Annotated in this window: 17 protein-coding genes and 1 pseudogene; 9 read left to right on the forward strand and 9 right to left on the reverse strand. The window is 62.1% G+C overall.

All coding sequences use genetic code 11. The features are described 5' to 3' along the window. The first annotated feature begins 352 nt into the window (after positions 1 to 352). Positions 353 to 1,162: a S1 family peptidase gene (locus AC5P66_RS09845; RefSeq protein WP_495216261.1), complete on the forward strand. Its 810-nt coding sequence runs from the start codon at positions 353 to 355 to the stop codon at positions 1,160 to 1,162. A 216-nt stretch (positions 1,163 to 1,378) separates the two neighbouring features. On the opposite strand, the gene AC5P66_RS09850 is transcribed toward AC5P66_RS09845, so the two are convergent. After that, positions 1,379 to 1,717 carry a P-II family nitrogen regulator gene (locus tag AC5P66_RS09850; protein ID WP_005411374.1) on the reverse strand — a complete coding sequence of 113 codons (339 nt, stop codon included), beginning with the start codon at positions 1,715 to 1,717 and terminating at the stop codon, positions 1,379 to 1,381. A gap of 155 nt (positions 1,718 to 1,872) precedes the next feature. On the opposite strand from AC5P66_RS09850, the gene ubiK reads away from it, so the two are divergent. The 5 genes from ubiK to AC5P66_RS09875 all read left to right on the forward strand — a co-directional run bounded on the left by ubiK (position 1,873) and on the right by AC5P66_RS09875 (position 10,294). Continuing rightward, positions 1,873 to 2,124 carry a ubiquinone biosynthesis accessory factor UbiK gene (gene ubiK, locus AC5P66_RS09855; RefSeq protein ID WP_005411375.1) on the forward strand — a complete coding sequence of 84 codons (252 nt, stop codon included), beginning with the start codon at positions 1,873 to 1,875 and terminating at the stop codon, positions 2,122 to 2,124. Between the two features lie 126 nt (positions 2,125 to 2,250). Further along, a complete protein-coding gene (gene arr / locus AC5P66_RS09860; protein ID WP_005411376.1) occupies positions 2,251 to 2,685 on the forward strand; it encodes an NAD(+)--rifampin ADP-ribosyltransferase in 435 nt (144 codons plus the stop codon). 835 nt (positions 2,686 to 3,520) lie between these two features. Continuing rightward, positions 3,521 to 5,635: a type I restriction-modification system subunit M gene (locus AC5P66_RS09865; protein WP_495216262.1), complete on the forward strand. Its 2,115-nt coding sequence runs from the start codon at positions 3,521 to 3,523 to the stop codon at positions 5,633 to 5,635. Then, positions 5,635 to 6,972, forward strand: coding sequence for a restriction endonuclease subunit S (locus AC5P66_RS09870; protein ID WP_180879574.1), 1,338 nt, complete (start codon positions 5,635 to 5,637; stop codon positions 6,970 to 6,972). Before AC5P66_RS09865 ends, AC5P66_RS09870 begins: the two co-directional genes overlap by 1 nt. Positions 6,973 to 7,033: 61 nt before the next feature. After that, a complete protein-coding gene (locus AC5P66_RS09875; protein ID WP_495216263.1) occupies positions 7,034 to 10,294 on the forward strand; it encodes a type I restriction endonuclease subunit R in 3,261 nt (1,086 codons plus the stop codon). Positions 10,295 to 10,618: 324 nt separating this feature from the next. Here AC5P66_RS09875 and AC5P66_RS09880 read toward each other — a convergent pair whose 3' ends face one another. Together AC5P66_RS09880 and AC5P66_RS09885 are read right to left on the reverse strand one after the other, a co-directional pair. Further along, on the reverse strand, positions 10,619 to 10,984 hold the full coding sequence (locus AC5P66_RS09880) for a hypothetical protein (protein ID WP_495216264.1): 366 nt from the start codon (positions 10,982 to 10,984) through the stop codon (positions 10,619 to 10,621). Between the two features lie 54 nt (positions 10,985 to 11,038). After that, a complete protein-coding gene (locus AC5P66_RS09885) occupies positions 11,039 to 11,641 on the reverse strand; it encodes a DUF998 domain-containing protein (protein WP_495216265.1) in 603 nt (200 codons plus the stop codon). Between the two features lie 626 nt (positions 11,642 to 12,267). Between AC5P66_RS09885 and AC5P66_RS09890 the strand changes: the two genes are divergently transcribed. Next, positions 12,268 to 12,624, forward strand: coding sequence for a hypothetical protein (locus tag AC5P66_RS09890; RefSeq protein ID WP_495216266.1), 357 nt, complete (start codon positions 12,268 to 12,270; stop codon positions 12,622 to 12,624). Positions 12,625 to 12,669: 45 nt separating this feature from the next. Continuing rightward, positions 12,670 to 13,200, forward strand: a complete 531-nt coding sequence (locus AC5P66_RS09895; RefSeq protein WP_495216267.1) for a cold-shock protein — start codon at positions 12,670 to 12,672, stop codon at positions 13,198 to 13,200. 195 nt (positions 13,201 to 13,395) lie between these two features. Here the strand turns inward: AC5P66_RS09895 and AC5P66_RS09900 are convergent, their stop codons facing one another. From AC5P66_RS09900 to AC5P66_RS09910, 3 genes and pseudogenes are all read right to left on the reverse strand, one after another. Beyond that, entirely contained in the window at positions 13,396 to 17,148 is a 3,753-nt protein-coding gene (locus AC5P66_RS09900; protein ID WP_495216268.1) for a hypothetical protein, read from the reverse strand. Further along, positions 17,135 to 17,698, reverse strand: a complete 564-nt coding sequence (locus AC5P66_RS09905; RefSeq protein WP_495216303.1) for an Abi family protein — start codon at positions 17,696 to 17,698, stop codon at positions 17,135 to 17,137. Before AC5P66_RS09905 ends, AC5P66_RS09900 begins: the two co-directional genes overlap by 14 nt. 74 nt (positions 17,699 to 17,772) lie before the next feature. Continuing rightward, positions 17,773 to 18,219 (reverse strand): annotated as a pseudogene (locus tag AC5P66_RS09910) (Abi family protein); the annotation flags it as partial. Between the two features lie 406 nt (positions 18,220 to 18,625). On the opposite strand from AC5P66_RS09910, the gene AC5P66_RS09915 reads away from it, so the two are divergent. Next, positions 18,626 to 20,131 (forward strand): YifB family Mg chelatase-like AAA ATPase, encoded by a 1,506-nt coding sequence (locus AC5P66_RS09915; RefSeq protein ID WP_495216269.1) that lies wholly within the window; start codon positions 18,626 to 18,628, stop codon positions 20,129 to 20,131. A gap of 25 nt (positions 20,132 to 20,156) precedes the next feature. Here the strand turns inward: AC5P66_RS09915 and AC5P66_RS09920 are convergent, their stop codons facing one another. The 3 genes from AC5P66_RS09920 to AC5P66_RS09930 all read right to left on the reverse strand — a co-directional run bounded on the left by AC5P66_RS09920 (position 20,157) and on the right by AC5P66_RS09930 (position 23,514). Then, positions 20,157 to 20,591: an NUDIX hydrolase gene (locus tag AC5P66_RS09920; protein ID WP_495216270.1), complete on the reverse strand. Its 435-nt coding sequence runs from the start codon at positions 20,589 to 20,591 to the stop codon at positions 20,157 to 20,159. Between the two features lie 93 nt (positions 20,592 to 20,684). Beyond that, on the reverse strand, positions 20,685 to 21,074 hold the full coding sequence (locus AC5P66_RS09925) for a hypothetical protein (protein ID WP_164109675.1): 390 nt from the start codon (positions 21,072 to 21,074) through the stop codon (positions 20,685 to 20,687). 121 nt (positions 21,075 to 21,195) lie between these two features. Further along, positions 21,196 to 23,514: a TonB-dependent receptor gene (locus AC5P66_RS09930; protein WP_495216272.1), complete on the reverse strand. Its 2,319-nt coding sequence runs from the start codon at positions 23,512 to 23,514 to the stop codon at positions 21,196 to 21,198. Positions 23,515 to 23,628: the final 114 nt, after the last annotated feature.

The following is a 23,628-nucleotide window of genomic DNA, read 5'->3' on the forward strand; positions in this document are numbered from 1 at the left end:
ATACTCGTCGGCACGCCACTCGCAAGGATGCTGGGGATGCCGACACCTGAACACACCCGCCTGCTGACTGCAGCCGCAAGATCCATACTGCGCCCCTTGGGCTGCGTGCAGAAAGGCCGTTCGCGCACCTGGCTTGACGACCAGGGCTGGTGGGTCGGGGTGGTCGAGTTCCAGCCTTCGGCATGGGACGTGACGCGCACCCGCCGCGCGCTCGGTCTGCCGGAGTGGCGGTCGTCACCCCTCATTCCGCCCGGTTGATCACACCGGGAGGGCGCTTCGTCGCACACGGGTATTCGCGCCTCCCGATCCCGGCTAGGGTCATCGCCTTCCACGCACAGGACTGCACCGAACCATGCGCCGCTGGCTCCTTCTCGCCTGGGCTACCCTGCCCTTCTCCGCCGACGCCATTGTCATCCGCAGCGATGTGGATGACAGCGCCTACCGCGTGCCGGCATCCGCGTTCCCGGCCTTGGCCGACCTGCCCGGGGAGGGCCACGGCGTCCTGATCGCGCCGCGCTGGGTGGTGACCGCCGCACACGCCGCGCCCATGGAAGGCATGGACACCGAGGTGCAGATCAACGGTCGCCCGTACCGTGTCGAGCGCGTGTTCGTGCATCCCGGTTACCGGCGCATGCCCGAAGCGCTTGGCCAGGCGGCGCTGGCGTCAGGCAACCCAGGCCCCATCCACGCCTTCCTCGCCGCCTCCGATGACATCGCCCTGATTCAGCTGGCCGCACCGGTCAGCGACGTCGCGCCGGTTCGCCTCTATCGCGGGCAGGCCGAAGCGGGAAAGATCGCTACTCTGGTCGGCAAGGGGGCCACGGGCACCGGTATGACCGGGCTGGCGCCGGGTGGACCGCACCGCGGCGAACTGCGCCGCGCCGAAAACGCAGTGACAGGTGGCAATAGTCGTTATCTCTGGTATCGATTCGACGGGCCCGACGGCGGCCTGCCACTGGAGGGCGTGCTCTGCAGCGGTGACAGCGGCGGCCCATTGATGATCCACGGCGCTCATGGCTGGGAGCTGATCGGCCTGGGCTCGTGGATCACCGCAGTGCCGGAGCATGCGCTTGAAGCCGGCTACTACGGGCAGGTGGTGCACAACGTGCGCATATCGCGCTATGCCGACTGGATCGACACCATGATACGCACCGCGCCGTAGAGTCGAGTCTGCTCGACTCAAGCAACCCGCCGGCCAAGCGACAGAGCCGTATAGCCTGGTGGCATTGAATGCCTGACGGAGTAGAGTCGACTGTTAGTCGACTGCTCTTCCCGTCCGTGACCGAAATGCCCGCGCTGCGCGCGATAGTCGACTAACAGCCGACTCTACCCCGTAGCGTTCCCGGGACCAGTCGCGTTCGCGCATCCGGCGATGCACTTACAACGCGTCCGCGTCCAGCTCACCGGTACGAATACGCACCACGCTGCCCAGGTCGTACACGAACACCTTGCCGTCCCCAATCTTGCCGGTGCCGGCGGCCTTCACGATCGCCTCAACCACCGCCTCCACCTGGTCATCGGTCACCGCCACTTCCAGCTTCACCTTCGGCAGGAAATCGACCACATACTCCGCGCCACGGTACAGCTCGGTGTGGCCCTTCTGGCGACCAAAGCCCTTCACTTCCGTCACCGTGATCCCGGTGACCCCACGCTCGGCCAGCGCTTCGCGCACGTCGTCGAGCTTGAACGGCTTGATCACCGCCATGACCATCTTCATCGTCTATCTCCTGTCTTCCGGCGTGGAGGATAGCGCCTGAACGCGGCCCGTGCGAAGCCGCTGCCGCCTGTCCGGGCAGTGGGTGCCAGCAGTATCCTTGTGCCCGAATGGCCTGCCCGCGCCGGATGCACGGGCCCACCCCCACGGAGCACCCCATGATCGACCTGAACCAAATCGATGACCTCGCCCGTCGCCTCAGCGACCTGGTGCCGCCGGGCCTGCGCGAATCGCGCGAGGAACTGCAGGCCACCTTCAAGAGCGCGCTGCAGGCCGGCCTTGCCAAGCTCGACCTGGTCACCCGCGAGGAGTTCGAAGTGCAGCGCGCCGTGCTGCTGAAGACCCGCGAAAAGCTGGATGCGCTGGAAACGGCCGTGCGCGAGCTGGAAGGGCGCGGCGCCGCAGAATGAAAAAAGGAGGCGCACCGCGCCTCCCGTTTACAGATTATTTCCCGGATGGGGCCTTGCAGCAAGGCCCTGCGGGCGCCCTAGACTCGCCGGCCTGTCGATCCGGCAGCACAGAGAGGGGCAGCAGTGATGGCGCAGGACACCGATTGGACGCCCGTTTCGCATGACACCTGCGACCAGGTCGCCGGGCCGTTCTATCACGGCACCCGCGCTGACCTGGCGGTGGGCGAGCTGCTGAGCGCGGGCTTCCGCTCCAACTATCGCGACAGTGTGGTGATGAACCACATCTACTTCACCACGATCGCCAAGGGCGCCGGGTTGGCTGCGGAGATGGCCCGGGGTGAAGGGCGACCGCGCGTGTATGTGGTGGAGCCGACCGGGCCGTTCGAGGACGACCCGAATGTGACCAACAAGAAGTTTCCCGGGAACCCGACGCGGTCGTATCGGAGTGCGCAGCCGTTGCGGGTGGTTGGGGAGATTGCGGAGTGGGAGCTCTACGACGCGGAGTTTATTCGGCAGTTGAAGGCGTTTGTTGCTTCGGGGAGTGGGGAGATCATCAATTGAGGGAAAGAGAGACCGGTGCCTTGGCTGACGGAAGATCAATGTCGTCGAACGATGTCCGCTTTCGGACAAAAGCGGACGTTCAACTCGGAAATTAGTCCGACTCGCGAAGCAAGCTCGGCTTGACTGAACTGTTAGGCGCCAACCTGCGATCCGAAGCCGGCAGGAAACCGAACGTCCGTAGACATGCAGATGCCATTACCCCGGATAGTGGCCGTATACCCAAGATGGTGCCCTGCTGCGCGAGCTCTGCCTGGACAATGACGATAGGCTGCTCAGAGCCATCGTCCGGTATCTGAACTGCGCAGCATGGAAGGCTCATTGGAGCTGGAGTGGAACCACCCTGTACATAGAAGATGGCCGAGCCGGCCGCAACATCAGCCTCGGTCGCTGCGCGGCCGACCATGCAGGGTGAGGCATGCCAATCGGTTGCCGAAATGGACCCCAAAGATCAGTCATAGCTGTAGTGGCGCCCAACTACCAAGTAGACGGACCCGTGGGGCCGGTTATGCGACTCGCCCACAAAGCACCGATCTGCGCGCTTCGCCTTGATACAACTCGATCTTAGGGCGCTAGGGTCCGGCTAACAGGGCAGCGTACAAATGGACCCAGTGGCAGGATCAGCGGCCGCACCAATGGCCGCTATGGGTCGTAGGACGCCCGACGGCCACAAGCAGCCTTCCGGCTAGTATCATCTTTGATTGTCAACTCAAGATTTGTTTACGAACGTCAAGTCGCCTATCGAAACTCCATGGGGCGCCATGACTGAGTCTGCGCGTCGGAACATATTAATTGGCGGCAAGACAGGAACAGGTCAAACCCCTTTACGATCAATAGAATGAATCGCGACCAGCTCAAAAAACTCGAAAATGACCTGTGGTCAGCAGCCGACAAGCTCCGCGCCAACTCCGATCTCAAGGCCAGCGAGTACAGCACCCCAGTGCTCGGTCTGATCTTCCTGAAATTCGCGGACAACAAGTACCGGCAGCACCAAGCGGCAATCGAGCAGGAATTCAAGAAGCTCCAGGGCACGCGCCGTGAGCGTACCTTGGAAGAGATTGCCATCGAGAAGTGTGGCTTCTACCTCGATGCGAAGGCCCGCTACGACTACCTGCTGAACCTGCCCGAGAAGGAAAACATCGCCAAGGCCATCCGCGCCGCGATGGCCAGCATCGAGAACACCAAGCCCGAGCTGCGGGGCGTGTTGCCGCAGGAGGAGTACGACCGCTTCACCCGCAGCCCCAAGAACCAGCACATTCCCAAGGACTTGCTCAAGCTGTTCTCCGACATCCCGGTGGACGCTACCGGCGACGTGTTCGGCCAGATCTACGAGTACTTCCTCGCGAACTTTGCGCTCAGCGAGGGCCAGGGCGGCGGCGAGTTCTTCACGCCGCGCTCCGTCGTCAAGCTGATGACCGAGATCATCGAGCCCCATGGCGGCAAAGTCTTCGACCCCGCCTGCGGCTCCGGCGGCATGTTTGTGCAGTCGGCGGATTTCATCCTCCAGCACCAGGCCGACAAGGCGGCAGACCTGGACGTGTTCGTCTGCGGCACCGAGAAGACGCTGGAGACCGTCAAGCTCGCCAAGATGAACCTTGCCGTGAACAACCTGCGCGGCGACATCAAGCAGGCCAACACCTACTACGAGGACCCCTTCAGCGCCTTCGGCGCCTTCGACTACGTGATGGCCAACCCGCCGTTCAACGTGGACGACGTGACGCTGGACGCCGTGGAGAAAGACCGCCGCTTCAACACCTACGGCGTGCCCCGCAACAAGACCAAGGCAAAGGCGGCGGGCGGGAAAGACGGTAAGGAAAAAGCCGTCCAGACCGTGCCCAACGGCAACTACCTCTGGATCAACCTCTTCGCCACGTCGCTCAAGCCCGGCGGCCGCGCCGCGCTGGTGATGGCCAACTCGGCCAGCGATGCCCGCCACTCCGAGGCAGACATCCGCCGCACTCTGATCGAGCAGAACCTCATCTACGGCATGCTCACGCTGCCGTCCAACCTGTTCTACACCGTCTCCTTGCCGGCAACCTTGTGGTTCTTCGACAAGGGCAAGTCTGATGACAAGTTGCTGTTCATCGACGCCCGTAACATCTTCACCCAAGTGGACCGCGCCCACCGTGAGCTGAGCGACGAGCAGATCCAGAACATCGCCCTCATCCCCCGCCTGCACAAGGGCCGCCGCCAGGAGTTCGTGGACCAGGTGGACCGTTACCTGCACCAAGGCATGGCACAGCTCAAGGAAGCCGCCGAGCACCTGCCCGCCTTGAGCGACCGCCTGCTGGCTGTGCTGGCTGAAGAAGCGGCCGATACCCAAACCAGCCAAGCTGCGCGCGAAGCCGTTGCCGCGCTGCAGGCCCAGTGGGGCCAGCTCGTCGCGCTTGCGCTGGCGCAGGACCAGCACGAACGCACCCGTGGCCAGAAGCACAGCGTGGAGGAGCGCAACCAAGCGCAGCACCTGCTGCGCGCCCAGTTCGCGCCCTTCTTCACCGGCCAGCACGCAGCGGTGAAGGCGCTGGACAAGGCCATCCGCGAGATGGACAAGCGCAAGACCGAGGCCGCCAAGGCAGACGGCAAGCGCGCCACTGCCAACCGCCAGACCAAGGGCGTGAAAGCCGCGGTGCAGGCGCTGCACGACGAACTGAAGGCTGCCGAGCTGTACTACCAGCATGTGAGCTGGCTGCAGGAGCGTTTCCCGAAGGCCGCCTACGAAGACGTCACCGGCCTGTGCAAGCTGGCCAGCCGCGAAGAGATTGCCGAGCAGGATTGGTCGCTCAATCCGGGGCGGTATGTCGGCGTGGTGATCGAGGAAGATGGGAAGACGGAGGAGGAGTTCCTGGCTGCCATTGCAGAACAGCACGCCGAACTCGAATCACTCACAGCCGATGCGCATGCGCTTGAGGCGACGTTGACCAAGAACCTTGCTGCGATCCTCGGGGGCCACTGATGGACAAGAGAGAAGCCATCGGTATACGGGACGCAAGCTTTGAGCTCACGACCGTAGGTGATCTGATTAAGCGAGGCGTCCTGGAGCGCCCCATCGACGGTAACCACGGAGAAATTCATCCGAAGTCAGCGGACTTCGTGTCCGAGGGGGTGCCCTTCGTGATGGCAAGCGATCTCAAGAACGGTCGCGTTGAGTATGGCCAGTGCGCTTTCATCACCGAACGCCAGGCGGAGAGTCTGCGCAAAGGTTTCGCGAAGAACGGCGACGTCTTGTTGACACACAAGGCCACAATTGGTGAGACCGCCATCGTGGCCTACGACAAGCATCCGTACATCATGCTGACGCCCCAGGTGACCTACTACCGCGTCAAGGATAAAGCGGCGCTCAGCAACCGGTACCTGAAGGCATACTTCGACAGCTCATTGTTCCAGCAGACGCTGCAAATGCTGGCCAGTTCTGGCTCGACCCGCGCCTACCTCGGCATCACCGAGCAGCACCGGCTGCCGATCATCCTCCCTCCGCCCGAAAAGCAGGAAAAGATCGCCGCGATTCTGGGCACGATTGACGACCTGATCGCCAACAACCACCGCCGCATCGCCTTGCTTGAGTCCATGGCCGAAGAAATCTACCGCGAGTGGTTTGTGCGGATGCGGTTTCCTGGTACCGAGTCAACTGCCTTTGACAAAGGCATGCCGATGGACTGGACGCATGAACCCATCCTCAATGCCTTCAAGTTCTACGGCGGCGCCACACCCGCCAAGGACAACCCTCGCTTCTGGGTCGACGGAGAGGTGCATTGGTACACACCCACCGACATCACAGGGGCGGGCAGCCCGTACCTCGAAGAGTCCGCTGATAAGTGCACCGAGGAGGGCTTGCAGGACAGCTCCGCCAACCTCTTCCCGGCCTACTCGATCATGATGACGAGCCGTGCCACGATTGGCGCCATCGGTATCAACTGCACTTCAGCTTGCACGAACCAAGGCTTCATCACTTGCCTACCGAACCAGCGCTATCCGCTGACCTACCTGTATCATTGGCTCAAGCTGGCCAAGCCACACTTCGAGATGCTTTCCGGTGGTTCAACCTTCGCTGAGTTAACCAAGGGGACGTTCAAGCGGATTCGCCTCCTGACTCCGCCCGAGAAGCTGGTCGCGGCTTATGAGCAGCAAGCTCGGCCAATGTTTGACCAGGTTGAAGCACTGACCAAGACGAATCGCAGGTTGCGCGCCACCCGCGACGCCCTGCTCCCCCGCCTGATCTCCGGCAAGCTCCGCGTCGATGCGTTGGACATCCAGTTCCCGCCCAGCATGCAGCCGCCGTCAGAGGCTGCGTAGCATGAGGTGATGGCTTGTTAGCAGGTTTTCTTCTCCATAACCGGCAACACCAGGGGGTGCCGTGGCCGCCGCGAAGAATTTCATCAGCGAAGACGATATCGAGCAGGCCCTGCTGCAGCGGCTGCAGCATCTGTGCGGCTTCGATGCGCTGAACTGCTACACGGCCCAGCCCGGCGAGCTGAACGACGGCTCGGGCCGCGCGGACAAGCGCGAGGTGATCCTGGCCGACCGGCTGCGCGCCGCGCTGGAGCGGCTGAACCCGCAGGCTCCGGCCCACGCAGTGGACCAGGCTCTGGCCCAACTGCTACAACCGCGCACGGCAATGAGCCTGGTCGCGGCCAACCGGGAGATGGACGGATTGATACGCGACGGCGTGCCGGTGACCTACAAGCCCGAGGCCGGGCCGCAGGTCGGGCAGACCGTGACCGAGCGGCTGAAGGTCATCGACTTCGACGCGCATGATCCGCGCACCGGCCGCAACCACTACCTGGCGGTGAGCCAGCTGTGGGTGCGCGGCGAACATGGCTACCGCCGGCCCGACTTGCTGCTGTACGTGAACGGCCTGCCGTTGGTGTTCATCGAGCTGAAGAACAGCAACGTGAAGCTGCGCGCAGCCTTCGACGACAACCTGACTACCTACAAGGCCGAGATTCCGCAGCTCTTCACCGCCAATGCGTTGTGCCTGCTGAGCAATGGCATCGAGACCCGGCTGGGCAGCATCACCGCGCAGTGGGAGCACTTCTTCACCTGGCTGCGGGTGGATGACGAGAAGGAACAGCTGGACCGCCCTGCTATTGCCGCGCAGGGCTTGAGCGTGGAGCGCGCGGTGTTGGGCCTGCTGACGCCCGAGCGGCTGCTGGACTATGTGGAGAACTTCTGCGTGTTCTACCGCGAGACGCAGAAGGTCATCGCGCAGAACCACCAGTTCATCGGCGTGAACAACGCCTTCGAGCAGTTCAGGCACCGGCGTGAGCTTGGCGGCAAGCTGGGCGTGTTCTGGCACACTCAGGGCTCGGGCAAGAGCTTCTCGATGGTGTTCTACACGCGCAAGATCTTCCGCAAGCTCACCGGCAACTTCACCTTCGTAGTGGTGACGGACCGGGACGACCTAGACGGACAGATCTACCGCAACTTCCTGCACACCGGTGTGGTGGCGCCGAAGGACGACGTGCGACCCAAGGGCAGCGCGCAACTGCGCGAGATGCTGGGCAAGAACAAGCGCGTGGTGTTCACGCTGATCCAGAAGTTCCGGTTCGAGAAGGGCAAGGACTACCCACTGCTGTCCGACCGCGACGACATCGTCGTCATCGTGGACGAGGCGCACCGTACGCAGTACGCGGGCCTGGCCGAGAACATGCGCGTCGGCCTGCCACGCGCCAACTTCCTGGCCTTCACCGGCACGCCACTGTTGGGCCAGGAGCGCAAGACCAACGCCTGGTTCGGCGAATACGTGTCCGAGTACAACTTCCAGCAGAGCGTGGAAGACGGCGCCACGGTACCCCTGTTCTACGAGAAGCGTGTGCCGGAGGTGCTGATCCAGAACGACGACCTGAGCGACGAGTTCGCTGCGATCCTGGAAGACGAGAACCTCGATGGCGAGGCGCAGGAGAAGCTGGAGAAGCGCTTCGCGCAGGAGATGGAGGTCGTCAAGCGCGAGGACCGACTGGACACGATTGCGCGGGACATCGTCTACCACTTCCCCCGCCGCGGCTACCTGGGCAAGGGCATCGTCATCTCGGTGGACAAGTTCACCGCCGTGACGATGTTCGACAAGGTTCAGGCGCTGTGGAAGGCCGAGATCAAGGCGCTGAACGGCCGCATCACCGCGACGACCAACGACGTGGAGCGCCAGCGCCTGAAGCAGCTCAAGGCCTGGATGGGCGCGGTGCAGATGGCGGTGATCGTCAGCGAGGAGGCGGGCGAGGAAGAGAAGTTCGCGAAGAAGGGACTGGACCTCAAGCCGCACCGCCAGCGAATGAACGCACTGGATGAGCACGGCCACGACATCGAGTTCAACTTTAAGGACCCGGAGCACCCGCTGCAACTGGTGTTCGTCTGCGCGATGTGGCTGACAGGCTTCGACGCGCCGACGGTGAGCACGCTGTACCTCGACAAGCCCATGCGGGGCCACACGCTGATGCAGACCATCGCGCGGGCCAACCGGGTGAGCGGCCACGAGATCCTGGGCGTGGCCAAGCGTCACGGCGAGATCGTGGACTACTACAACGTCTTCCGCCGCATGAAGAAGGCGCTAAAGGACTACGCCGCCGGCCCCGAGCACGACGAGCTGCCGGTGCGGGACAAGAGTCATCTGTTCACGCTGCTGGACGAGGCCATGGAGCAGGGCCTGGCCTACTGCCAAAGCCAGGGTGTGCCGCTGCACGAGGCGCTGGACCGCGACGACGTGTTCACCAAGCTGGGCCAGTTCAACGGCTTTGCCGACACGCTGCTGGCCAGCGACGAGCAGCGCAAGTCCTTCAACGTCTACGAGAACACGATCTCCTCGCTGTACGAGGCCTGCAAGCCTGAGGTGCTGGGCCGCAAGCTGGGCCGCGTGGTGTCGGCCTTCCAGTACCTGCGCGGGGTGATGGACAGCATCGTCGAGCAGGTCGACATTGACAGCGCGGTGCAGCGCATCGAGGCGCTGCTGGACGCCAGCGTGGTGGTGGACAAGGCCGAGGCCTTTTCCGCCAAGGAGTTCGAGGCGCAGTACAAGATCGTGCAGCGCGGCAAGGCCTGGGACCTCAGCAAGGTGAACGTTGAGAAGCTGCGCGAGGAGTTCCAGCAGGCGCCTTTCAAGAACATCCAGATCGCCGACCTGCAGGCCTTTCTGCAGCGAAAGCTGGCCGAGATGCTGGCGCAGAACAGCACGCGGGTGGGCTTCATCCAGCGGCTGCAGAATGTGATCGACGCCTACAACTCCGGCGCCACGTCCACCGAGAACTACTACGACGAGCTGACCGCCTATGCCGAGGAGCTGAAGGAAGAGGCCGAGCGACACATCCGCGAAGGCCTGACCGAGGACGAGTTGGAGCTGTTCGATCTGCTGAATAAGGAGTCACTGACGCAGGAAGAGACCCAGCGCGTGAAGCTGGCCGCCAAGCACCTGCTGAAGCGCCTGGTGGAGGAGCAGCCCAAGGTGCTGATTCAGAACTGGCACCAGAGCGCGCAGACGCAGAAGCAGGTGCGCGCGGAAATCGAACGCGTGCTTGATGCGGACTTGCCGGAAAGCTATGACCGTACCACCTTCAAGCAGAAGTGCGACAACGTCTATGACCTTGCCGTTGAGTACGCGCTGCGCGGCAGGAAGTGGGCAGCATGAGCGCGGGTAGCGATGGATCGCAATGGATTTGTTCAACAACCGGTGACAGTGGCCGACCGCTTCGGGTCCCATGGCGTCCTGCGGCCAGCAGCTGACTTCGCCAGGTCACCTCCCACGCTTCACCGAGGCCCGAATGTCCAGGCCCCTTTAGCCTCCATGCGGCCAAGACCGGCGGCGCTGGATCAAGTGGGCCAACGAGCTGGCCAGGAGTGAGGGTGCGCCTGGTGTTGGAACGACCAAGATGCATGCCCAAGCAGCGATGGTGCGCGATATTAAACCGGCCCAAGAATCTGCGTGGCCTAGAACGAAGTTTCGGGCCGAACCCTACTTGAACATCTCCAACAGATCCTTGTCTTCATGCCGCTGCTCCCACGTGGAGAGAAAGCAGAAGCTCGCGCCGCTTTGCATGGCAGCCTTCTGGAACCCCGCCAGTTCCTCCTTCGTAACCGGGTACTCAACCGGATCAAAGTGCAGAATCCCCCACGGCTTGACGAAAGAGAACCCGGGCATGAGTTCCGAGAAGGTCGCCTTGAGCAGGGGCCGGATATTCGAAAAGTCCTTGATAGGACCCGCGCGATTGCCAAGGGCATGACACTGGCGACGGATGGTCCTGTCTCCACCGACCAAGCGCGCAATAAAATGGTCCTGGCGCACTTGGACGTAGATCAGCTGGCGGCGAAAAATTCTCATCTTGCTCTCAACTCCGCACGCTCAATCATCGCCCAAGTGCAACATACCCTTCCATCAATGCGCCGGCTCCGCCTTCAGCGCGCTTGAATCCCTTCGCAGCAGATACAGCGCAACCAAGAATGGCCACAGCGAGTTGATCGACGAGAACACGCGCTGGGTCAGCCCCCCATAGCCCTCCGGGTCCGCGCCCACCACGTTCAACCAGAGATAGACGATGCCCCCGATGCTCACCACAGCGGTCACGGCGTACGCCCTTCGGTTGGCCGACCACGCGCTCAGTTCGATGTGCGACATCGCCGGTGCAATGATATTGGCGATACCGATGGTGTAGAAGCCGTGCATCGGATGGCCCATGGGCCAGAGCCCGTTGGTCAGCATGGAAATGCCAAAGACCAACCAGCAGATTGCACCTACTGCAATCCGGCGACCGGACTCCCGCCATACCCCGATGGCAAATGCCACGAAGCCCATACCGGAGCCGATAGCCGCAATCCTGCCGCAGATGCTTGCAAGCGTTGGCGCCTGCAGCAGCTCGCTGGCGTGCTGGGCAAGCGGGTTGTAACCCGGCGCGAACACGGCAGCGACGCTGGTCCAGAACAGGAACCACGGAAGCGGGAGCAGACCCGCAGACAGAAGAAGTTGATTGCGGCGTAACACGTACAGTGATCCTTGTAGCGGCCTGCGCCAGTGGGTGGAGTCCGTTCAAACGCCGCAGAACCTTCCTGCTGCGGGCAGGACAGTTCCTGGTGACTACAGCGGTAGTCAGATTCTGCGTGACGCCCCGCGGGGTCAATAGGCAGAAAGTCACTCACGCATGGAGGCGAAATGCGCGGCATCCATCAGCGACCGTCGGACCAATGCTGTCGCATTTGGCGCGCCTTGCATCTCTGGCGGAAGGTTCTGACGACTCCGTTCCAGAAGTTCCGTTCGCCTTGCACGCCAAGGCTCTCGCCGCTTTCCTCGCTATGCGACAATGCCAAAAGCGTCTCGGATTTTGGCGGCATTGACCCCACTTCCTTGGCATTCCGAACAACAGCAGGTAATCGTTACTGCGCCACCGTGCATCGGTGGTCGGGACTCGAAAGCCCGTTTTGTTGGGAAGTAGTTTGCGCTTGCCAGCCGGCACCACCGCGCGTGGTGCCGGCTGGCAATCCGTCTGCCGGCTATGGCGGGCGGGGCGTGGGGGTCTTGTACCCGCCGGTTCCCAACATCCGGTTTTCGAGCCACGCTCTGCCCGCCACCTTTATCGGTGGCGGCTTCTGCCTGCATGCACGGCGCCCGCCATGACCACGCCGCACTCCCCGCCCCCACGCCCCGTCCAGGAAGCGCGCTCAAACGCACCAGCCCTGGTTCCCAACAGCCTCATCGCCATCCTCCACGCCATCGGCGCGGGCGCTGCGGCCGACGGCCAGCCTTGGCCCGAGCGGCATCACCTGCGCAGCCGGCAGATGCAGTTGTCCGACGCCGACTGCGCCCTCACCGGCCAGCGCGTCGTGCAGGAGATCCTGCTGGCGGCCGAGCGCACGCGCCAGAACGGCGAGCCGGAGCAATACGTCGGCGACCGGGTGATGGAGGGGCTGGTGATGGCCGATCTCGCGCTGACTGCCTTCATCCACGAGCGGATGCGACCCAAGGACTGAGCGCGCTTATGGCGCGGAGCTTTCTGCCTGTGTGCGGGGTGACAAATGAAGATGCACGGCCTTGCCGCTGCAGCGGTGTCCATCGCGGTGATTGGCGCGATGTGGGTGGAGTGGCCCGAGCCCGCGGGCGATCAGGTGTGGGCCTACCAGAAGCTGCGGCCGGCCGATTACCGCCTGCTGCACAGTGATGCGCTCGGCTTCGTGACCGCGAAGGCCCGCGAGGGCTTTGAATTGCATGCGCGCCATGCCAGCGCAACGTCCTTCGAGATCCGGTGCAAGGGCGTGCTGGTGATGGAGGTGGAGAACGCGCCCTCGCGTGTGCTGATCCGCATGCCCGGCGATGCCCGGTGGCGGGCGCCGGATATCGAACGGCTGCGTATCAGCTTCGAGCGTTGGCTGGATCTGCACCTGAGCCAGGGGCGATTGCTGGTGGAGAGTGCGGGGCCATCGTGGGTTGAGGCGCGGTTCGGGCGCTTCAAAGGGCTGGTGCTTGATGAGCAGCGGTGTCTGTTTGGGGCCCCAAGCCGCCGCCAGCCCCATCCCACCAACTACCTCAGTGCTGAAGTGCCATCGTAGGCTGACGCTCACAGTTGCGCTGCGCCTGCACCGCAAGGGGAACAGCAACTGGTCAGCGACCAAACCCCAGTGCCATCGCAACCACTTTTCCATCCCGGACGTAGAAGCAAGCATATGTTCCTTGAGCACCGCTACGTAGTAGCAATGGCGGCACACGCGGCGGGCTTGCCCGCTGCGTGCACCGCAATAGAAAGTTCACATCTTCATTTTACTTTGCTCTGCCTCGACGTCCTCCCTCTCGGCATGAGCACGCCAGCCATCTGCAACCGACAACAGCATTGCGCTGACCCGGGGGAAATGAGGCAACGCGTCAGACCAAGCCTGATAGCGCGCCGCTAGCTCACGCTCTTGGCCGCCGCCTTCATTTATGCCGCGCGAGTGTACTCCTCTCTTGTTGAAGCATTCCATCTGAAAACCGCTTTCCATATGCTCTGAGGCGAGCTCTTCAATGACACGGCACACGGCGTTGCAAGGCCACGTTTCACCCTGACGTTCAACCGGGCTATGTGCGAGAAGCGCACCAACTCGACGGTCTGTAGGCTCCTCAATTGCCGCGCCGCGGGAACGCGCCTTTACCTCAGACACCCAGCTCCGCAGCAGGCCTTCGTCAACCACTTCGCCTTCAAGTCCTGGAACTTCTTTGAACTCGTGGACGACCCTGAATGCTGCCCTAGCCTCCCGCTTGACATCCTCACCTATCTCTTCGTCTTGAGCCGCATCCTTTCGACGATACATCTTCGAGAGCAAGTCCACGAACAAGGCAGGCTCTCGCGCCATCAGCTTGAACAAGGTCAACTCATTACTCTCGCGATGCACGAACTGGAATAATGAGTATTCAAGCATCGCCACAGCAAATGGCGCCACATCCGCCCTTCCCCTCAGTTCTTCCAGTGTTCTCGCCAGATAGAATCTGAGCATATTCCCGTACCGCTCAAAGCCAGCATTAAGCTGGTCACACGATTCGATCAATAACTGTTCAAGGGTATCAGTTGGTACATCAACTGCTCGTTTGTTCAGCATGGCAAGCACATCAACACTCCGACGCGCGGTCTGCAGCTGAGTTATGGCATGCATCAGGTCGTCCATGGGGCCGTCGGACGGAAGAGACGAGGTCTTCTGCCAATACATGGCTTTAATATGAGAGCCTAAGCTATCAACCAGACTCCATGTAGACCTATTCGCCGGTAATGCCGCGAGCATCTTCACCGTCTGCTCATCAGATCTACTCAGCTCAGCCAGTCGAACTGCAAATCCCTCAAGCCATTTCTGCCCATATGCTCTCGCTCCACAAGCAGAAGCATAGTATGCCAGCTCATCCGGCACGGCTTCGTCATAATTTGCAATTATTAGAAGCTCGAAGAGCTCATCCATCGAGAGAGTCAATCCCGCCACTGTGCTTGCGACCAAGCCGGGTAGCTTCACAATTTTCGCAAGCGCAACGATTCCTTCAATACCGTCCCGATCCATTACTTTCTGCAGGACCTGCCTGCGAATTTCCTCCGGGTTAGCACCTGCGTCCCGCTCGTAATTTCCGACCATTGGGGTCCAGTCATCGAATACCAGCCGATCAACTGCAAGCGGATTAGGCGGCATGTGTCGATCCACAAGACCCTGCAGCTGCGTGAGTTGCTCATCCTTCATCGCCCACGCCGCGCTCGAGAAGTACTTGTTCCGCGCCAACTCGCCATTCAGCTTGTGCCACAATTCCAAACCCAATTCGACTTGATTCCCAGCCAGGAAGCCGTCCACGGCTTCAAGGACACTATCTCGATCCGTTGGCTGCATCTGGCCCAATGATCCGACAAGGATCGCCAGGCGCTCCTCCCGATCCTTCGCCAGCTCGATAGCTCGACCAACGATAGCGCTCTGAAAGTCCCAAACTAGCCCAAAGGTTACTTCTTCAGGTTCTTTCGGAGACTGGTCACTGAGCTTGGGCTTCCTCGTTGGTGAAGAGGAGTCGTGGTGCCGCGGCAGCAGCTTGCAGACGAGATCCCAAGCGATGTCAGGGTGAGCAGCAATGATCGCGTCGATGGTCACAATACGCTTTGCTTGAGACGCATATGTGCCGGGTGACCAAGGCACAAATATCTCACGCAGACTGTTGATCGGCCGCGTGACATGGTTTGAGCCCGGATCGGGGTCCAAGGCGGCAAGCCTTGCTAGCAGTAGGCACGCCCTTGTCAGGTAGCGAGGATTCCAGGCGATGGTCTCAAGCGCCCAAAGCAGTTCATGGTGCGCATATGCTCCGGTGTCGAAGGCATCATCAGCGTCGTTAGCCTCGCCAAAAATGCGGTTGGCATCGCCCTCATTGATAGATTCGAGGGCTGCCAGAAAAGGGGCAGGTGCGGCCTCTGCGAGAAGTGCAACCTGCTCTCCCAATCTAGCAATTGGTGCATAGCTCTTGCCCCAATCCGGCAACGCCAAGAAGAGTCTCTCAATATACTGCTGAATTGTTTGGCCCCGAATCTTGCGCGAGTTCTTTCCAGACATGGCAGCCATGATGAGAAGCGTTGTCGCCAGCCCGTCTCTTAACCATGAGCTGTAGCCGGCAGGTCCCGAGTTGGACAGGCTGAATTTTTGATCTCGTGCAGGCTTCTCTGGCTCATGACTAAACACCTTGATCACGGCCTCTCCCAACCGGTCAAAGTCGCGCTCAGTCAGCACTTCTTGGTAAAAGAAAAAGGCATCAACGGCGGCGCGAACCTGCCAGACCTCTTCCTCTCTGTCTATCGGGCGGTCGGACATCACCAGCGTCTTGACAAGCTCTCTCTCAATGTCTCCGTACCTCGGAACCTCAGCTAACTCGGCAACCACCTCGCGATCCTTTTCGAGGTCGCTGGACCATCCACCAGCCAAGAATGCCGGTACTAGAGCCGCTACCATCGGCAACCATTCAGGGTCCTTCGGTCTCACCTTATGCTTGAGCCTCTTCAGGATGGTCAGACTTCGTCCGCAGCGGTGAGCCAGCTCATAACCTTCACCATGCTCCATCCCCATACTCGCAAAGCCCTCAGCCATGGCCGAGGCCGTGGGGCGTGGCAACGCGTTATGGCGACGATTCGCGACACCCGTAACAGCGGATAAGGTGGGACAGTTGTTTCCCAGCTTGCCAGCCATGGGCTCAGCGTCGCCAGTTACCAGGAAACACATGTTGCTATGCTTACTGAAGAAGCGGGCGGCCGACTCACTGCGAAGAATAAGCGTTCGACTCTCTAGATCTCGACGGACATCGTCAGGTGCGCTTCGGATCGCAGCGACCGAGAAAGCAATTACTTCCTCGGACGTTTCCGCGCCAAGGAGTGTCGACTTGGCCGGCCCGGAGAGATGAGCGATGATTTCGTCAGCCTCCGTCTTTCGGCCCGCGATCACCAGCTTCTCGCTCAGCTCAGGCTCGAACTGAGTTGAGAATTCTTCCCAGTACTCATCTGTGCTAAGTGCGCCTTCCTTGGGTGCCCTGCCAAGATAGTCCCGCGCATATCGGGCAGCGATTGCAGGATGCTCCCCCAACCAGTGAGCCAATTCGGTACCGTCTATGCAACGAACCTCCTTCCACTTTCCTTCCCGATTCCGATCATCCTGCCAATCGGCGATCTTCTTCCTCGGTGTATCCCAAGTCGTTAGATTTACGATGACCAACGTGTTCTTGGACATCACCTCAGCTGAGCTCTGCGCCGTTCTTTTCTGATAGTCGGCGTTCGCCTTAGTCTCTGCTGCACCCGTACCGAACTCCCACTTGGAGCAACCCTCTGGCACGCGTCCTTGGCCAACGGGCACCTCAAGATCACCATCCCATCCGCGGACTTGGCCCTTTTCACCGTGCGGAAACCTGAGTCGATGTGACTCACTAACTGTTGCATTGATGAGATCAACCAACATCTTCATAAGATGAGCGCGCGCATCCACGCGATCTGCCCAAGCCTCCAAGGCCTTTACATCAATCCACTCCACTGTTGCCTCCGTGCCAGAATGCCCAGGCTTGGCCCAAGCGAGTTTTTTGGGAGAGCTCGCACCACAGCCCCCCCTCCTCAGCGGATCCTGCACGCCCCAAGTGAAAGAGAGACAGTCGCCTGCTGCCATTCTTATGTGAGGTTCGTCGCGCTTTCAAGTGCCGCGCAGGAGGGATAGGCTTGGGCTGGATTAGGTAGCAACCTCCTGTAGTTCTGTCTCTGCCGAACCCAAGACCCAGCCCTCCAGAGTGCGAGGATTCCAGAATTCTGCGAAGCAAGAGCAACAGAAAGAAGCAACGATTCGGTGCGTATGGCGCCTCGCGCTCAGACCATCCTGCCGACCGTGGGCGAACCGCCGAAACACCGAGCTCCTTGTTCCATAACCTACTGTGGTGTGCAACGACGTTTCGCGCCACGCTGGTGACATGCAGCCAGTTTGCGAAGACTGGCGCGGCCAGCAGCATCTCCCCCGCAACAGCCTTCTGTTCTCTGGAGTGCAGCGCTTTGTAGAAACGAGAAAGCGAGCCGAGCGACATGACTTCTGTCGCCATCCAGATCGGTACTCTGGGAATGCGGGTGAGGCGTACTTGTCCTTGTAGTGCCGAATAAACGCCTCCTTGGAGCGCGTCACTTCACTTTCGACGCCGCCGAGCCAATCCGCATACTCCTGCCCGATGAATGCCAGATTGCGCGGCTCCAAATGGCCGAAGGCGCCATAGGAATGGGCAAAGTGGTACGTGAGCACGGTCCGCGTTGCGACCTCGATATGGCCAACGGCCTCCATTACCAGGTCTCGAAGGGCCCTATCGAATTCATAGAGACTGACCGCTTCTTTGAATGTCGCTTGAGCTCGGAAGCTGTCGCTACCGGACACACGCTGTGTGTAGAGATAACCCATGAGGCGGTAGTAGCTAACACGCCGCAGATAGCGATTGGCGTTGGCGACCTCGCCGATGGCAAGCCCGCGCTGCTGGAGGAGATCCAACTGCTCCTGAATCGACAGGGGTGGTTTACGGTAGTGAGTCATCCTGACTCCAATCAGCGGACAAAAAAAACCCGCCAATTTGAGCATGTCGCGAACTAGCGCGTCAGAGGCTTGGCGGGTGTGTTGGGTGAATTTTAGCGCCCCTTTTGCTTACCTTCAAGTAAATGTGTGTAGTTCCGTGAAAGGCAAATACCTGTACGAAAAGCACTTCATAGGGAATTGTCTTGGATTTCCGCAGTCTCGCCGGCGCAGATCCAGTGAGGTGAAAGGCCGGCCCGGGCGAGCCGCAATGGCCTATTCCTCGGCGTTGCTCCACTTGATGCCGGTCGAATTCCGTCACTCAATTGCAGAGGCCAGCTGCCCGGAGCTAGAAGCCAAACTTCAACGGATCAATTGACTGCCAGAATCCTCCTAGTCCATTCACCAGCAACTTCCGATAGCCCTCGAAGAGCACCTGCCGCAGCATCAAGCATCCCTCTGCAGGAATCCACACATGAGCCTGGCGCTGGTCCACAGCCGTGCCCGCGCCGGGGTCGATGCCCCACTGGTGCGGGTGGAGGTGCACCTCTCTGGCGGCCTGCCTGCCACCCAGATTGTCGGCCTGGCCGAGACCAGCGTGCGCGAATCGCGCGAGCGCGTGCGTGCCGCCCTACTATGTGCGCGCTTTGACTTTCCGCAGCGGCGCATCACCTTGAACCTGGCACCCGCCGACCTGCCCAAGGAAGGTGGGCGTTACGACCTGGCGATTGCGCTGGGCATTCTTGCCGCGAGTGGTCAAGTCGATCCGCAGTCACTGCTGCAGTACGAATTCCTGGGCGAGCTTGGCCTGACCGGTGAACTGCGGCCGGTGGCGGGTGCGCTGCCCGCCGCGATCGCGGCGGCAGACGCCGGGCGCATTCTGGTGGTGCCGCCGGGGAATGCCGCAGAAGCCGCACTGGCCGAGCATGCCGATGTACGCGTAGCGCGTACGTTGCTGCAGTGCTGCGCCGGGCTGGGCAATCCGCGCCTGTTGCCGCCCGTGGAGCGCGTGGACACGACACCGTTGCCACTGCCCGATCTGGCCGACGTGCGCGGGCAGGCGCACGCACGACGCGCGTTGGAAGTGGCCGCAGCGGGTGGGCACCATCTGTTGTTGATCGGCAGCCCTGGCTGCGGCAAGACGCTGCTGGCCTCGCGCCTGCCCAGCCTGTTGCCGGATACCGAAGAAACCGAGGCACTGCAGCTGGCCGCGATTGCCTCGGTGAGTGGCGAAGGGCTGGACCCACGGCGTTGGCGGCAGCGTCCCTTCCGGGCACCGCACCACAGTGCCAGCGCGGCCGCATTGGTAGGCGGCGGCAATCCACCCTGCCCCGGCGAAATCTCGCTGGCCCATCACGGCGTGCTGTTCCTGGATGAGCTTCCAGAGTGGAACCGCAGTGCGTTGGAAACTCTGCGTGAGCCGCTGGAATCCGGCCACATCCGCATCGCCCGCGCGGCGCGCAGCGTGCAGTACCCCGCGCGATTCCAACTGGTGGCTGCGATGAATCCCTGCCCGTGCGGCTGGGCCGGTGACCGCAGCAACCGCTGCCTGTGCAGCGACGAGCGCATCAACCGTTACCGTGCGCGGGTGTCTGGTCCGTTGCTGGACCGTATCGACCTGCACATCAGTGTGGCGCGCATGGACGCAGTGGAGTTGCGGGAGAGCACGCCGCTGGGGGAGCCCAGTGCTGCGGTACGTGCACGGGTGGAAGCCGCCCATGCCAAGCAGCAGGTGCGTGGCGGGCTCAACGCGCATCTGCCGCCGGCGGCACTGCGGGCCTGTACCCGACTGAGCGAGGCAGATCAGGACATGCTGGAACAGGCCATCGAGCGCCTGCAGCTGTCGGCGCGGGCGATGCACCGGATTCTGCGGGTGGCGCGCACGATTGCCGATCTGGCGGGTTGCGAAACGATCCAGACGGCGCATCTGGCCGAGGCCATTGGCTACCGGCAGTTGGACCGCGGGAAGGCGAGCACGTAATCGCAGCGTGCAGAATCAGGCCGCGTCATGCGGGCACACGTTCAAAAAGATCCGGCAGCCATTCCGGCTTGAACAGGGAAGCAGGCTGTTCTCTCATCTCTTCTACGCGCCACCATTTCCACGCCCTGATCGTGGCATTTTCCTCCTCCGTCCATCCTTCACGCTGGATGTCGGGCTGGTTGGGGCTGCGGACCAGAAAATACTCTTCCAGCCATCGCGCGGGCGTTGATCGGGCGACCGCGTAGACGGCATCGCGCTTTTCCAGCCGCACGCCTATCGGCAGATCCAATCCGGTCTCCTCCCTGAGCTCACGCCGTGCGGCGTCCGCATATCCCTCCCCGGGCAGAAGCTCCCCACCCGGTGTAGCCCAGAAGGGAGCGTGGTGTTCATCGTGATACCGGAACAGCAGCACCGCATCCTCAGCAACGATCACAAGGCGTGCAGATCGTCTGATTTCCATCGTTTCCCGTCCTTACCGGCCCGCCCCAGAATAGGCCAAAAGCAGGCGGACCGAGATAAAGCCATCAACGCGTGTCGATTCCTGGCCAGTGATTCACTTTCCCGGCGTGGGCGCTTGTCGCCGGACGGCAACGGACGCCATGCGGCGGCTGACAAGGCCGAAGAGGTCCTGCAGTTCGGCTGCGCGCTCGGGCGTGCTGTTGCTACCGAAAAGCACACGCGCCAGCGCGGCTTCACGGGTGTCATGCGGGAACCGCAGGCGGTCCCGGTACACCTTCTGGCACACCAGCCAGGCCCGGCGCAGCCCGCCGCCGGGCAGCGGGCGGACCACGCGTTCGTAGACCTGCCAGAACTGGTATTCGCCCTGCAAGTCGATCGCCGGCGCCACGGAAAGCGCCGGCCGGGGCCGTCGTGGGCCGCCGATGCCGAACAATCTGGTTGGCGGGGTGTGCTGTGCCATGCCAACAGAATGACCCAGCAACATTGTGGGAACCTTGCGTCGCCGCCAGAAAATCCCTGTTGATTGCGCAAGGCGGGCTTCCGGGCGGGTTTTGGCGTCAGAGCCCTTTACCGTGCAAAGGGATCTGACCCCGGCCTTCGTTGCCTCAGAACGTCATCGAGGTACTGAACATCAGTTGCCGTGGCGCGCTGCGCTGCAGCGTCTGGTAATCCCCCGAGAATGACGAGCCGGCGATGGTGGCGGTGCCGATGTTGTGGCGGTTGAGCAGGTTGCTCACGTCCAGCCGCAGCTCCAGGCCGGGCACGGCGCTGTCGGCACCGAAGCGGTAGGCGGCATAGGTGTTGACCTGCCAGAAGGTCGGCACGCGGATGTCGTTCTCGTAGGTGAAAGGCTGGCGCAGGTACGAGGTGCTGGTTGCACCAAAGCGCCAGTCACCGAAGTGCGCGGACAGGTCGCTGACCAACGAGATCTGCGGGTAGCCCGGCTGCGCGTTGCCCTTTATCGGGTACACCGTGTCGCCCACCACGAAATCGCTGTCGTAGTACGAACGGGCCACGGCCACGCCCTGGTAGAACTGCAGGTGGTCGCTCAGGTCGGCGGTGATGCCGAGGTCGGCGCCGATCACGTGCATCTTCGGCATCAGCCGCACGGTGTTGATCTGCGCGAACTGGGTACCGATGGCGGCCGACAGCAAGCGGTTGCGGATGTCGTTGTAGAACACATCGCCGGTGATCGTCAGCCGGTCGAAACGATGCGATGCGCCCACGGTGAGGTTCCAGTTCTTCTCCGGCCGCAGCGTACCCGCCACGCGGTCAAACTCCTCCTGGTCGGTGATGGTCCACGCTGAGGCGGTGTAGCCGATGTTGCCGCGCTGGGCGACGCGGTAGCCGTTCATGGTGTTGGCCAGGTCGATGAAGGCATCGGTGGATCCGGTCGGGCTCCAGAACAGCGAGACATGCGGCAGGAAGTTGCTCTTCGCGCGCAGCGTGCCGTTCACCGGCCGGTCCTTGGCATCACCGAGGCCGCCGCCGCGGGTGCGGAAGTCCACGGCCTTGAAGCCGACACCCAGCTTCAGCGTGTCGTTCAGCACGATGTCGCCCTGCAGGTAGAACTGGCGCGAGCGGGTCACCCAGCTCGACGCGTTGTCGGTCTTGAACGCCGGACCATACACATCGAACGGACCGGTGGCTTTCAGCGGCGGGCCCTCGCCCAGCAGTGGCTGCTGGTACCACTCGGTCTTGGCTGCGGCCTTGCTCTTCTCCTGCCAGAAACCGGCAGTGAAGGTTTGCGCGCCGGTCTCGAACTGCAGGTTGACCATGCCACCCAGCCGATTCACACGCGGCGTCTGCACCTGTTCGGAGAACGGCGCGCCGTTGGGCGACGGTACGGTCGGGTCGGTCAGCGTGGCTTGGGTGTGGCTGTTGGCGTTGTACAGCTGCACGTTGCCGCTCAGCGCGGGGCTGATCAGGAAGCGATGGTTCACCGAGGACACGCGATCGCGCGTGATCTGGCCGGTGTCGTACGGAATCAGTTCGGACAGCTCACCGCAGGTGTATGCACCACAGGACTTGTCGGCGTTCTCCGGCGAGGCCACGTAATACGCCCAAGCGTAGTCCGGGTAGAAGATGTCGGCCTTCCAGCCCAGCTTGCGGATCATGTCGAAGGAGATGTTGTTGTAGCCCCAGACCTTGGCCTTGCTGTCAGAGAGAAACACAGTGAAATCGCCCCAGGCGACATCCTGCTGCAGCTTCAGGTCGCCACGCAGGAAGTTCTGCGTGCCCTCGCCCTGGTACTTGTCGGCGGACACGCGCTGCAGGTCGACCAGCACTTTCGGGCCATGCTCGCCGAGCTGGCCGCTCTGCCCGGACACGGTGGTGACCGACGTGTTGTTGCTGCCCACGCCCTGCTTCACGCGCAGGCTGGGCGTGTCCTGCAGCTCGCGCAGGCGGTACTCCAGGCTGCCGCCGTTGACGCTGCTGGAGAACACGCTGACCGGTGCGCCACCGGGGCTGACCGTGATCGCGCCGATGCCATCGGGCACGCCCACGTTCACCACGCTGGTGCCGGTGAGCGAGAGGAAGCCGTTGTCGTTCAGCGGCACGCCCTCGAAGGTAATGCCCATTTCATTCATGCGGAAGCCGCGCACGAACAGGCTGGTCGCCGAGATATCCAGGCCCAGCCCGTCGGTGGCGGTGTAGCTGGCGCCCGGTACCTGCTTCAGCATGGCCAGGCCATTGTTGCCGGTGACCATCGCGTCGAGGTCTTCGGCCTTGATGATGTAGCGGTTGGGACCGACCACCTGGGTCGGTGCCACGGCCGCACCGCGCGGTGTGGCAATGACCTGCAGGGCGTTGAGCGTGGTGGGTGTGTCGAGCGCGGTGTCGTGCGTGTCTGCTGCGTACGCAGGTGCGGTGATCGCCGCGATGATGGCCAGGGCGAGGCGCGTCGTGGGTGGGGTGTTCATGGGCAGATCCAGGTGCAGGGAGAGAGCGGCGCAGGCGCACGCCCAGCGCGTTGCAGCACCGGTGTCGGCGCCCTGGCTGGCGGTGCGATCGCGTTGAGGGGGTGACGGCGCGCT

Source organism: Stenotrophomonas sp. YJH_SMC_122 (genome assembly GCF_059369535.1).